Here is a 12523-nt window from a genome sequence, read left to right as displayed (position 1 = left end):
GTGCTCCATATGCCTGGTCAGAACGGTTGGCTACGGTCGCCGGCGTACGCGGCACGAGTGATCTCGTACAGCGCGTCGGCGTCCAGCGGGCGGGGGTTGTTGTCGACCAGCCGGGCCGACTTCAGCCCCATCGACGCGACGTACGACAGTTGGTCCTCGGCGAGGCCGAGCTCCTTCAACGTGGACGGGATGCCGATCCGCTCGAGCAGTCCCTCGACGGCTTCGATGCCGGCCAGCGCCTGCGCCTCGCCGCCCCCGGTCACCGGTACGCCGAAGATGGTCGCGATCTCGGCGAATTCCTGAACCCGGGCCGGCGCGTTGTAACGCATGACGTACGGGAGGAGGACGCCGACTCCGACACCGTGCGCGGTGTGTGTCAGGGCGCCGAGCGGATACTGCAAGGCATGCGCGGCGGCGGTTCCCGCGACTCCGAGCGCATAGCCTCCCGCGTTCGCGGCGAGCATCACGTCGGAGCGTGCCTGCCGATCGTCGGGATGCTCGAACGCTTCGGGCAGAGCCTTGGCCAGCAGCCCGAGACCCCAGCGCGCGTAGGAGTCGCTGATCACGTTCTTGCCGATGAAGACCCGGCCTTCGCCGACCGCTGTCGACGGCCGCTGGATCGCGGTGAACGACTCGACCAGATGCGAGACCGCGTCGGCGCCCGCGCTGGCGGTCAGTCCGGGCGGACAGCTGTAGGTCAGCTCCGGGTCGCAGATCGCGACCGAGGGAATCAGGTAGGGCGAGGAGATCCCCGCTTTCAGCTCGCGCCGGCTGTCGCTGAGCACGCAGACCGGCGTCACCTCGGACCCGGTCCCGCCGGTCGTGGGAACGGCGACGATCGGCAGGACGGGTCCCGGTACGGCGTTCTCCCCGTAGTACCGGTCGATCGGGCCGCCATGGCTGAGCAGCAGCGCCAGTGCCTTGCCGAGGTCGAGACAGCTGCCGCCGCCGATCCCGATCACCACCTCGATCCCGGCGTCCTTCATCGCGCCGTAGCAGGCGTCGATGTCGGAGGTCGGCAGTTCGGCGGCGGTGTCCGACCACACGCTCACCTCGAGGCCGTGATCCTTCAGATCCGCGATCAGCTCGGTGAACTCCGCCGAAGCGGCCAGCCGCTGATCCGTGCAGACGAGTGCCTTGCGCCCGTACTCCGCGGCCAGGCTGCCGAGCAGCGCGCGCTGGCCGGCGCCGAAGACGACGGTTCGCGGCGCTCGTTGCACGCCGAAGGAGGGGGTGGTGATCGTCATCGTGAGGGGTCCTTGTCTGGTCGGGGCGGGGTCATTCGGCCAGCACTGCTTCGGGCCGGGCTGCCTGCAGAGCGGTCAGCTCGCGCCACAGGTCGTCGGCGACATCGATGCCGTCGGCGACCGAGTTGCGATAGCGGGCCCGGGCGCCGTCGCCGGGAACCGCGACCGGCGTCGCCGGGTCGGCGCGTCGGCTGCCGCGGACCTGGTCCAGGTACTCCGAGGCCGAGTACGCGCCACCGCTCAGCAGGATGAACAGGTCACCCTTGTTGCTGAGGCGGACGTCGTCCAACGTCCCGCCGACCGCCGTGCCGTAGGCGGCGCCGGTCAGGAAGGTGACCATCGCGCCCAGGCCCAGCCCGAGCCCGTAGCCCTTCGGTCCCCCGAACGGCGCGATGGATCCGGACTTGGCCGCCTCGGGATCGATCGTCGCGTTGCCGTCGGCATCGAGTGCCCAGCCAGGCTCGAGCGGTACGCCGCGGAGAGCGTGGTCATGCACCTTGCCCATCGAGATCTGCGACGTCGCCATGTCGAGCACCAGCGGATGCGGTTGCGCCGGGACGCCGAGCGCCAGTGGATTGGTCCCGAGGATCGCCTCGGTGCCGCCCCACGGATGGACCAGCGCCTCGCTCGTCGTCATGCCGAGGCAGACCAGACCGCGCTCGGCGATCCGGCCGGCGTAGAAGCCGAGCATGCCGAGGTGGTTGTTGTTCGTGATCGAGCAGACCGCGACGCCGTGCCGTCGAGCCGCCGGAACGACGGCTTCCAGCGCACGCAGCGCGACCACCGGGCCGAGGCCCTGCTCACCGTCGACGGACAGGTAGCACGGGCTGAGCCATTCGTGTTTGCCGGTGTTCGTCGGGCTCGCCGTACCGTTCGCCAGTCTGCGGAGCAGCCGCGGCAGCCGGAGCAGGCCGTGCGACGGCACCCCTTTCGCCTCGGCGATCAGGAGGAGCTCGGCTTGCTGAGTGGCTGCCGGGCCGGGCACACCCGCGGTGATGAGCAGATGTTCGGCCAGGGACTGCGCTGTTGCGAGGTCAGTGTGCACGTCGACCATCCCAGGGGTGGATTTTGTCGATTTTTGGCAGGCTAGATCAGATCAGATATGATTTGCAATGGTCTGTGGATACGAATTCACAACTAAGGCCGACCAGGATCCGACCGGACAGGGCAGGCATATGAGCGAGCGCGCTACCGAGCGTCCTGAACGCACCAGGATGAGCGATGTGGTCTACGAGCAGCTGCAGACGCTCCTGCTGGACGGCGTGATCCAGCCCGGTGAGCGGATCCGGGTCGATGTGATCAGCCGGCAGCTCGGCGTCTCCCAGACCCCGGTCCGGGAGTCACTGAACCGGCTCGAGGCCGAAGATCTGGTCACCAAAACACATCTGATCGGATATTCCGCGAGTCCCAAGCTGACGCCGGAGCGGTTCGAGGACCTCTTCGAGGCGCGGTTCCTGATCGAGCCGTACTGCTCCGGCCTGGCGGCCGGCCGGCACCAGCGGGTCGAGGTCGAGCAGATCGCCGGCATCGCCGCCGACCTGCGCGCCCGCTACCTGGCCGGCACGATGTCGTACGGCGCGTTCGCCCGCAAGGACGCCGAGTTCCACCAGGCCATCATCGGTGCCACCGGCAACAGCTACTTCGGCGAGATCTTCGCCAAGCTGCACTGCCATCTGCAGCTGTTCCGGCTGCTGCGTGACTCCCGGGTGACCGAGGAGGCGCTCGAGGAGCACGACCTGATCGTCACCGCGATCCGGCAGCGCGACACCGAGGCTGCGGACCGGGCGATGCACGCCCACCTGACCGCCTCCCGCAGTCGCCTCAGGTCAGCCTTCGAGTCGGCCCCCGAGACAGTCCCCGTCGCCATCGCACCCGCCGCCGACCTCATCCCCGAGGACACCGCCACCCCATCCTGACCCCACGACGGGACCGCCGACCCGTCTTGATCACACGACCCTCCCGGTCGTGCCTTCTCCACTGGCGTACCGGCAGACAACCCTCCGTTCGCGGGGATCACCACCGACGGACCGTACGCTCCGGTCGTCTCCGCGGGTCGCCGGCACCACCACTTTGTGCACCAGATCCGTGCGGCGCGGGCCTCCGCGCACGGATCTGGTGCACAGAGTCGGGCGAACCCACCGCCGGCTGGCGCCGCACGGCCCAGGGGAGGCTGGTGGTCCGGAGCGACCGCTGCCCCGCCAGCCGACGGCCAGATGCGGGGTTCACCCCTGATCTGGGTCCCTTCGCCTCGGGTATGCGGTGGGGAGAACGGTGCAGCTGCGAGGTTCTCCCCCGAAATTGCCCCGGGCGGAAGCCAGGTGTGGTGGCGACCTCAGCGTTCTTGGTGAGGGACTAGGTTCCGACAAGGTGTCCGCGGGCCTGACGGCGCCTCGGTGGACCGGATATCCGTGCGTGTGCAGAGTTCTCGGCTGCAGGTCAGCGTTCGGGGCCGGGGACGGAGAGGGGGTCGAAGCCGTAGGGGAGCTCGAGGCGGTGGGCGGCCATCAGGTCGGCGTCGCCGAGGAGATCGCGGGTCTTGCCGTCGGCAACGATCCGGCCGTCGTCCATCAGCAGGCTCCGCTCACACAACTGCAGCGCGTACGGCAGGTCGTGCGTGATCATCAGCAGTGTCACGTCCAGGCCGGCCAGGATGTCGGCGAGCTCTCGCCGAGCGGCCGGGTCCAGGTTGCTCGACGGCTCGTCGAGCACGAGCACCTCGGGCCGCATCGCCAGGACCGTCGCCACCGCGACCCGCCGCCGCTGCCCGAACGACAGGTGATGCGGAGCCAGGTCGGCGTGGTCCTGCATCCCGACCTGCACCAGCGCCTCGTGCACCCGGTCGTCGAGCTCGGAGCCGCGCAGCCCGAGGTTCGCCGGACCGAAGGCTACGTCGTCGCGCACCGTCGGCATGAACAGCTGGTCGTCCGGGTCCTGGAACACCAGCCCGACCTTCCGCCGGACCACGGACAGGTGCTCGCGGTGCAAACCGGTCCCGCCGATCTCGATCCGGCCGCTCCCTGTGCCGCCGGCCACCGAGCCGAGGATCCCGTTCAGATGCAGGACGAGCGTGGTCTTGCCGGCGCCGTTCGGCCCGAGCAGTGCGACCCGCTCACCACGCTGGACCGTGAAATCGACACCGAACAAGGCCTGCCGCCCATCGGGATAGGCGAAGACCAGACGCTCGACATGGATCGCGGGACCGCTCACAGGCCGACCACCCTGGCCGCGACGGCGATCAGCACGGCCGCCAGGGACATCGTCATCCCCCGCAGCCATTGTTCACGCGTCGCACCCGCGACGCTCAGCAGCGGCATCCGGCCGGTGTAGCCACGTGACCGCATGGCCAGGTGCACCCGCTCGCCTCGCTCGAAGCTGCGCACGAACAATGCCCCCACTCCCCCGGCGACCGCCTTCAGATGACCGACCCGCCCGCCGGCGTAGCCGCGCGACTCTCGCGCGATCCGCATCCGGTGCAGGTCGTCCGACACCACGCTCAGGTACCGGACCATGAACGATAGGATCGCGACCAGCGTCGACGGCAGCCGCAGCCGCTCGAGGCCGGCCAGCACGTCACGCGGTCCGGTGGTCGCCGACAGCAGGATCGCCGCGACCACCCCGAGCGTGCCCTTGGCCAGCACGTTCCACGCCCCGAGTACGCCGGACTCCGACAACTCCACGCCCAGCACCGAGACGGTCGGCCCGGTCGCCACGAAGGGCAGCAGCAACGCGAACACGATGAACGGCGTCTCCACGGCCAGCCGCCGTGACACGACCGGGGCCGGCAGCTTCGCGACGACCACGGCGGCCACGAGCATCACGGCGTACGCGCCGAAGGCCCAGAAGGCGGCCGCCGGGGTGGAGACGACGGCGAGCACGAAGACGAACAGGGCGACGAGTTTCACCTGCGCCGGGATCCGGTGGATCCGGCTGTCCACCGCGACGAGAAGACCGTCACCGGTCATGGGGCCTCCCGGCCTGGACTGAGGAGCGGAGGGAGCGAAGCGACTGGAGCGACGAAGGAAGGCCGGGAGTACCGGCCCCATGACCCGCCGCGCCGGAGGCGTGGCATCGATACCGTCACGATGCCTTGCCGGCACGCAGCGACGCCAGCTTGGCGATCGCCAGGCCGACCACGATCGTGACCAGTACGCCGATGATGCCGGCGAGGGCGCCGGAGACCTGGGAGTTGCCGATCCCGCTGACGCCGTAGTGGGCGAGTGGACTACTCGCGGCCGCGGAGCCCTTGGCCGCGCTCTCGAAGCCGAGCTTGGCGCCGACGAACTCGAGCCCGTCCGGGTGCGCGCTCGCGAACAGGCTCAGCCCACCGGCCACCATCAGCGTGAGCGCGATCCCGACGCCGAGCGACCGACCGGCCGGCTTGGTCGCGATCGCCTTGTCCGGCGACACCGTGGAGGTGTTGCCGTCGGCATCGACCAGGATCAGGTCCTGCTGCAGGTGGCGGGCGGCGTAGACGAGATCCGGCCGGGTCGCCACGACCGCGCTCAGTACGGCGGCGGTGATGACCGCCTCGCCGATCCCGACCAGGACGTGCCAGCCGACCATCGCAGTCGCGAGCTTGCCGATCGGGATGTCGACCGCGCCGCCGATCGCGTACAGCCCGGTGAACGCCAGCGCCGCGACCGGCACCGACACCAGCGCCCCGAGCGTCGCCGCCGGTACGACGCTGCCGGCACGGCGCGGCAGAACCCGCAGCACCGCCCGGATGAGGATGTACCCGACGAGAACCGTGACGAGCCCCATCAGCGTGATGTTCGTCCCGAGGGCGGTCAGCCCACCGTCCGCGAACAACAGCCCCTGGACCAAGAGCACCGTCGACATCACGAGTACGGCGGTCCACGGGCCGACCAGTGCGGCGGCCAGGGCACCACCGAGCAGGTGTCCGCTGGTCCCCGCGCCGACCGGGAAGTTCACCATCTGCACCGCGAATACGAAGGCCGCGGTCAGCCCGGCCAGCGCGGGACCCGTCTCGCGGATCTCCCGGTTCGCCCGCTGCAGGCTGAACCCGACCGCGCCGGCCGCGATCAGCCCGGTGGCGACGGAGGTCGGCGCGTCGAAGAAGCCGTCAGGAACATGCACGGCCACATTCTTGAACTAGTTGCGACGCATTCGCAAGAAGCCGTCTCACAACGGCTTCAGGGCCTCCCCGATCGCCCGGTGGAAGGTCGGGTATGCGTAGATCATCTGTCGCAGAGTGTGAACGGGAACGGCTGCGTGCACTGCGAGCGCGAGCGCGCTGAGCACTTCGCCACCGGTCGGGCCTGCGCTCGTCGCACCGACCAGGACACCGCGATCGGCGTCCGCGACCACCTTGATGAAGCCCTCGTTGCCGGCCTTGTGGATCCAGCCGCGGGTCGACGCCGGGATGGGGGTCGACCCGGTCCGCGCGTTCAGCCCGGCGTCGCGGGCTTGCTTCTCGGTCATCCCGACCGCACCGATCTCGGGATCGGTGAACGTCACCCGCGGCATCGCGTGGTAGCTCGCGGTCGGCGCGTCCGGTTCCTGCAGGATGTCGCGGACCGCGATGTCGGCCTGGTACATCGCATTGTGGGTGAACACTCCGACCCCGGTGACATCGCCGATCGCCCACACCCTGTCGCCGGCCCGGACGTGCTCGTCCACCTCGATCCGGCGGGCCTTCGGGTCGAGCCCCAGCTTGTCCAGCCCGAGGTCGTCGGTGGCGATCCGCCGGCCCGTTGCCACCAGCAACTTGTCGCCAGTGACCGAGGATCCGTCGTCGAGCGTGACGGTGAACGTGTCACCGGCGTACCCGACCTGCTTGGCGTGCACCCCGGTCCGGAAGGTGACGCCGTCGCGCTGCAGCGCCTCCCGGGCCAGTACGCCGGACTCCGGCTCCTCCATCGACAACACGTCGGCGGCGCCCTCGATCACGGTCACCCGCACACCGAACCGGGCGAACACCTGGGCCAGCTCCATCCCGATCGCTCCACCGCCGAGCACCAGGATCGTGGCCGGTAGCGTCTCCGCCTCGATCGCCTCCCGGTTCGTCCAGTACGGCGTCCCCGCGAGACCGTCGATCGGCGGGACCGCCGGGAGCGTGCCGGTCGCGATCACGATGCCGCGGGACGCCTCGTACTCGCGGTCCCCGGCCCGGACCGTGCTGGGTCCCGTGATCGTGGCGCGGTCCTTGATGACGGTGGCGCCCTTGTTCACCAGCCGGTCCACGGCGACCTGGTCGTTCCAGGTGTCGGTGGCCTCCTCGCGGATGCGCTTGGCCACCGGAGCCCAGTCCGGCGCGACGGTCGCCGTACCGGCCATGCCGTCGACGCGCCGGGTCTCGGCGATCAGGTTCGCGGCCCGGATCATCATCTTGCTCGGGATGCAGCCGTAGTACGGGCATTCACCGCCCACCAGGCGGGACTCGATCCCCACCACCCGCAACCCCGCCTGCGCCAGCCGGCCGGTCGTCTCCTCGCCGCCGACGCCGACTCCGACCACGACCACATCCACGTTCTCAGCCATGCCGCCCAATCTCGCAGACCGGCCCGGACCGGCCAAGTCTCGAGTCTGCGTGTCATCGGTCGGTAAGCATCCGTTCACCGCGGGACAGTACGTTCGGGGCTCGTAGAAGTGGGGACCGACACGTTGTTCGATTTCTCGGGTTTCGGCAGCATCAACCTCGAAACCGTCATCGCCGCCATCGCCCTGGTCAGTACGGCTGCCGCGTGGCTCGTCGACCGGTACATCCTGCGCCGCAAGCGGCTCGTCTACCGGGTCCAGGTCGACGCGCAGATCGGGGTCTTCCCGGGCGAGGACAAGACCCAGCGGATGGTCGACGTCGAGGTGCGGCACCAGGGCGCGGTGGTGCAGGACCCGAGCATCGTGCTGCTCCGGCTGGACAACGCCGGCGGGATGGACATCGATCCGCACGACATGCACGAGAAGGTCTCGTTCGCGTTCCCGGACCGCAAGATCGTCGGCCTGCGGGTGACCGAGGCGCAGCCGAAGTCGCTGGGCGAGATGCTCCAGCGGCGGATGGTCCCGGCCAACTACGTCGACACCAGCAAGCTGGTGCTGCCCCGGATCGCGATCAACCGCGGCGACCACTTCAAGTTCCTGCTGGTGCTGTCCGGGACGGGCAAGGGTGTCAGCCACTCCGGCTATCTGGCCGGTGGATCCACCGGCGGCGGGGTCTACCACGAACCGCGGCCGCGCGGGCCGGGTCGTCGTACGTTGATGTTCGGGGCGTTGTCGCTGGTCCTGGTCGGCGCGCTGGTCGCGTTCTTCCTGGTCGACGTACTGCAGCCGCCGGACACCTGCGTGTCGGGTCAGCTGCGGGTGATCGGCTCGACGGCGGTGGAGCCGACCATGCGCGAACTGCGGACCGCCTACGCGGCCGACTGCACGCGTGCCGACATCACCATCGCGGCGAACGGCAGCCGCAGCGGCGTCCGGACCCTGGACGAGACGGGCGCGAAGGACGCGGGCGCGGCGGGCAAGCTGATCGCGATGTCGGACGGACCGGCCGAGGACTCGCCCGACCTTCGCGGCGAGCCGATGGCGGTGGTCGTCTTCGCCGTGGTCATCAACCGCTCGGCCGACGTGAGCGCGCTGACCACGAGTCAGCTCCGCGAGATCTACAGCGGCAAGGTGACGAACTGGAAGCAGGTCGGCGGCCGGGACCTGCCGATCCGGATGGTGAGCCGGGTCGGCCCGGACTCCGGTTCGCGGCGGGTGTTCCGGGAGAAGGTCCTCGGCGGTGATCAGGAGCTGGGCATCTCGTCCGACGACTGCCGCCAGGACGACGACCCGGTGGCGACATACCACCGCTGCGAGGTCGGTACGACGGAGGAGCTGCTGACCCGGGTCAACGAGATCGACGGCGCGATCGGGTACGCCGAGCTCGGTGGGGCCCGGAAGTTCCCGGGGATCGCGGTCGCGACGGTCGACGACGTCGTACCCGATTCGTCCAAGGTCGCGGCGGGGACGTACAAGTTCTGGGAGGTCGAGCACGCCTACACCTACCGGGCGCCGGAGGCGGGATCGCTGACCGCAGCCTTCCTGGACTACCTCCGCTCGACCCAGGCGCGGCCGGTGCTCGAGCGCAGTGGTCTGGTTCCGTGTGGAGATCTGCCGGCCGGCTTCTGCGGTTAAGGTGCAGGCATGTACGTGATCGCGCACCTGAGTGACCCGCATCTCGACGGCTCGGAGGAGGCACGTGACCGATTGCGGCGGATCACGGCGTACCTGAAGGACTTCCGGCGGCCGGTAGACGTCATCCTCGTCACCGGCGATCTCGCCGATCACGGGCTGGAGGCCGAGTACGCCGAGCTGGCCGCGGAGCTCAAGCTGGACCTGCCGGTGCTCGTGCTGCCGGGCAACCACGATGTGAGCGCGCCGTTGCGAACGGCGCTCTCGTCGCTCGTCGACTCACCCGGCGAAGGCCATCCGGTCCATCAGGTCCGCGATATCGGTGGGGCGCGGTTCGTCCTGCTCGACACGACGGTCCCGGGTCAGAACCACGGACTGCTGCCGGCGGAGTCGCTGGCCTGGCTCGACGGCGTACTGCGGGAACCGTTCGACGGACCGTTGTTCGTCGCCTTCCACCAGCCGCCGTTCAACCTCCATCACCCGACGATGGATCAGTGGATGCTCCTGACTCGCGAGCCGTTCGCGGCCGTCCTCGAAGGCAAACCGGTCACCGCCCTGTTCGCCGGCCACGTCCACAACGCCATCACCGCCACGTTCGCCGGCATCCCGCTCCGCGTCGCCCCGGGCATCCGGTCCTCGGTCCCGCTCCCCTTCGAGCCCGCTTCCGCGGCGGGCGCGTTGGTGGACCCCACGGCCCATCCCGGCTTCGCGCTGCACATCCATGTGGAGGGCGAGCCCCTGCAGACCGTCTACCGCTACCCAGCCCGATGACCGAGTTCACTCTTCGTGCCATCGGCCGCGTCGAGTCGCCCTTGATCACGCGAGCCGACGCACCACGCCAAGGCGACGAGGGTGCACCCGACGCATGGGTGGTCTTCGACGAATCAGTCCGGGCGGCACTCGACGACGTAGCGGCCGGCGACGAGATCATCCTCATCACCTGGTTCGACCGCGCCGATCGCGACGTACTCACGGTGCATCCGCGCGGCGACCGGACCCGGCCGCCCACCGGTGTCTTCAGCACCCGCTCCCCCGACCGGCCGAATCCCCTCGGCCTGCATCGCGTCACGGTCCTCGCCACCGACGGCCCGCGGATTCAGGTGAACAACCTCGAAGCTCTCGACGGCACCCCCATCGTCGACGTCAAGCCCGTCCTGGGCGACATCACCGACCGCTGAACCGCCGCGCTCACGACCGGAGGCGCTGATGCGCGATCGGTGATCGGGCCGGATAGGGCCCGGTGAGGTAGGTGTTGATCTCAGCGATCGTCCCGTCGGTGTCGCGGATCAGGTGCCGCAGCCCGTTCCAGCGGGCGACCTCGACGCCGATCGCGATCAGCCGCAGCCGGCTCGCCCCGGAGGCGAACGGCTCGGTGCTGTCACAACGCCGCGTGTACCACGTGCCGCCCTGGTGGTAGGTCTCCACATCCGCGTGCAGCTCGTGAGTGGTGTCTGGTTCGTACTGGTCGCACGATGTCATCCGGCCTGCCTTCAGCGAGAAATCCTGCGACCAAAGCTCATCACCTGGCACCGGCCCGGCACTGCGGCCGAAAGTCCCGGATCGCCGGGACCTCGGTCCCGAAACGACGAAGCCCCGGACCACTCCGCTCGCTGCTCTGCGGCAAGCGGGCACTGTGGCCGGTCCCCAACGAAGTGGTCATCTAGGCCGATGTACCCCCGACGAGCAGACTCCGTTGCAGGTCGGGCGAATCACGATCGGGGCCGGTCGACTAGGCAGCGGTGAAACCGCAAGGCGGATGTCGGCTCTCCTTGGCACACTTGGTCCGTCCAGCACAGGAGGGCGAAGGGTGTGAGTACCGGCTTGAAGGTCCCGATGGCCGAGGAACTCGTGTGGGCAAATGTGATGCGCCCGCGTATCCCGCTGGTGTACCTGGACCTGCACGTGGCCATCCGAATGGCGCGCGCATTGAGGGGCGACACCAAGGTGCCGGCTGAGTACCTCGAGCTTTACCAGGCGGCACTGCGCGCCAAACTTGAGAGGCGCGCCATGTTCCCGCTCAGCGGCGAGCACATGTGGGAGATCGCACAGATCACCGACCCCAAGCAGCGCGGCAACCTCGCCGACATCCTTGAGACGCTGTCCGACTACTGCTACTTGCCCGGCCGCACGCTGATCGCAGAACTTGAAATCGAAGCGGGCATGGCGAAGATCTTGGGCGAGGACATCTCTGATCGGAGTATTGCGCTTGTGCGGTCGACCTTCGGACACGCGTTCGGGATGGTCGGCGGACTCAATATCGTGAACCACAACGGTGGCGATGCCTCCGACGCGGTCCGTGCCCAGATGTCAGACGCCGAGTTCGACACGCTCGTCGCGAGGATGAATTGCGAGATGGAGCGCAACATGCTGCGCGGTCCGTCCGATGAGGACCTTGAGCAGCTCCGGACCGATCCCGCGTTCCAACCTCGGGTGGCGGTTGAGGGTCAGAGAAGCCGGGTCGAATGGGAGCAGGACACCGAACGGGTATTGAACGAGAATCCGAAGTGGCGCCGCGGCCGTCTGCGTGACCTGATCGGTGCTCGCGAGTTCGTGCACGAGTGGATCGACATGTACACCCGCATGCGGATCGAGCGCCAGAAGGCGGGCTTGCCTGACTTCGATCCGCCCGACGACGAGCTGCGACGGTTCATGGGGGCGATGCCCCACACTCAGGTCGCGGTGAGCGTGAAGACCAGGTACCACAGGGATCCACGGCACAACTGGACTGTGAACGACATCGTCGACATCGACGCTGTGTCGGTGGCATACGCGTACTGCGAGGCGGTGTTCCCCGACAAGGCTGTGCGCCACGCTCTGTTGAGTTCCAAAGAGCTACAGTCCATCGGAACATACCTGCCCCGGCGCCCGGGAGAGCTCAGCGAGTGGCTGAACTCGCTACCGCCTGTCATCGCGCCGGACCTGTTAGTGCCACATCCGCTGAACCGGTCGACGCCGACCACCGGTTGACGCGACACGCGGGCCGCCTCACTCCGGCCGCGTTTGACTCTGTTGGTCCGATCGTCCTCGGGCACAGGCCGGCTTGCGGCGAAACGTACTTGCCCAATCTGCGCATGCGGGGTCTGAGCATCGCTGCCGGATTGACCTCTTATGGATCGAGGCGCGCCTTCGGCGCGCGGCCCCGGGGG

12 protein-coding genes are annotated in these 12523 nt (G+C 69.0%); 5 read left to right on the top strand and 7 right to left on the bottom strand.

The features are described 5' to 3' along the window. Positions 1–17: 17 nt before the first annotated feature. Positions 18–1247 carry an iron-containing alcohol dehydrogenase gene (locus tag ACXC9Q_RS03895; RefSeq protein WP_457055071.1) on the bottom strand — a complete coding sequence of 410 codons (1230 nt, stop codon included), beginning with the start codon at positions 1245–1247 and terminating at the stop codon, positions 18–20. A 31-nt stretch (positions 1248–1278) separates the two neighbouring features. Then, positions 1279–2292, bottom strand: a complete 1014-nt coding sequence (locus ACXC9Q_RS03890; RefSeq protein WP_457055070.1) for an Ldh family oxidoreductase — start codon at positions 2290–2292, stop codon at positions 1279–1281. 130 nt (positions 2293–2422) lie between these two features. Here ACXC9Q_RS03890 and ACXC9Q_RS03885 point away from each other — a divergent pair, with 130 nt between their 5' ends. Beyond that, positions 2423–3163 carry a GntR family transcriptional regulator gene (locus tag ACXC9Q_RS03885; protein WP_457055069.1) on the top strand — a complete coding sequence of 247 codons (741 nt, stop codon included), beginning with the start codon at positions 2423–2425 and terminating at the stop codon, positions 3161–3163. A gap of 520 nt (positions 3164–3683) precedes the next feature. Here the strand turns inward: ACXC9Q_RS03885 and ACXC9Q_RS03880 are convergent. From ACXC9Q_RS03880 to ACXC9Q_RS03865, 4 genes are all read right to left on the bottom strand, one after another. Beyond that, a complete protein-coding gene (locus tag ACXC9Q_RS03880; protein WP_329477065.1) occupies positions 3684–4454 on the bottom strand; it encodes an energy-coupling factor ABC transporter ATP-binding protein in 771 nt (256 codons plus the stop codon). Beyond that, complete coding sequence (gene cbiQ / locus ACXC9Q_RS03875) at positions 4451–5209, bottom strand: cobalt ECF transporter T component CbiQ (protein ID WP_457055068.1); 759 nt, start codon at positions 5207–5209, stop codon at positions 4451–4453. The genes ACXC9Q_RS03880 and cbiQ overlap by 4 nt, the downstream gene beginning before the upstream one ends. A gap of 115 nt (positions 5210–5324) precedes the next feature. Further along, entirely contained in the window at positions 5325–6344 is a 1020-nt protein-coding gene (locus tag ACXC9Q_RS03870; protein WP_457055067.1) for an energy-coupling factor ABC transporter permease, read from the bottom strand. Between the two features lie 45 nt (positions 6345–6389). After that, positions 6390–7748, bottom strand: coding sequence for a dihydrolipoyl dehydrogenase family protein (locus ACXC9Q_RS03865; protein WP_457055066.1), 1359 nt, complete (start codon positions 7746–7748; stop codon positions 6390–6392). A gap of 123 nt (positions 7749–7871) precedes the next feature. Here ACXC9Q_RS03865 and ACXC9Q_RS03860 point away from each other — a divergent pair, with 123 nt between their 5' ends. The 3 genes from ACXC9Q_RS03860 to tsaA are packed head-to-tail and all read left to right on the top strand — an operon-like array spanning position 7872 to position 10555. Next, positions 7872–9380 carry a PstS family phosphate ABC transporter substrate-binding protein gene (locus ACXC9Q_RS03860; protein ID WP_457055065.1) on the top strand — a complete coding sequence of 503 codons (1509 nt, stop codon included), beginning with the start codon at positions 7872–7874 and terminating at the stop codon, positions 9378–9380. Between the two features lie 9 nt (positions 9381–9389). Next, on the top strand, positions 9390–10148 hold the full coding sequence (locus ACXC9Q_RS03855) for a metallophosphoesterase (protein ID WP_457055064.1): 759 nt from the start codon (positions 9390–9392) through the stop codon (positions 10146–10148). After that, the gene (tsaA, locus tag ACXC9Q_RS03850) at positions 10145–10555 is read left to right on the top strand and encodes a tRNA (N6-threonylcarbamoyladenosine(37)-N6)-methyltransferase TrmO (protein ID WP_457055063.1); all 411 of its coding nucleotides are present in this window, start codon (positions 10145–10147) and stop codon (positions 10553–10555) included. The genes ACXC9Q_RS03855 and tsaA overlap by 4 nt, the downstream gene beginning before the upstream one ends. Positions 10556–10565: 10 nt before the next feature. On the opposite strand, the gene ACXC9Q_RS03845 is transcribed toward tsaA, so the two are convergent. Beyond that, the gene (locus ACXC9Q_RS03845; RefSeq protein WP_457055062.1) at positions 10566–10856 is read right to left on the bottom strand and encodes a hypothetical protein; all 291 of its coding nucleotides are present in this window, start codon (positions 10854–10856) and stop codon (positions 10566–10568) included. A 354-nt stretch (positions 10857–11210) separates the two neighbouring features. Here ACXC9Q_RS03845 and ACXC9Q_RS03840 point away from each other — a divergent pair, with 354 nt between their 5' ends. Then, positions 11211–12344 (top strand): hypothetical protein, encoded by a 1134-nt coding sequence (locus ACXC9Q_RS03840; protein WP_457055061.1) that lies wholly within the window; start codon positions 11211–11213, stop codon positions 12342–12344. Positions 12345–12523: the final 179 nt, after the last annotated feature.

Source organism: Kribbella sp. CWNU-51 (assembly GCF_054073265.1).
The sequence above is the reverse complement of the archived record's forward strand: the minus strand, read 5'-3'. Positions and strand labels throughout refer to the sequence as shown.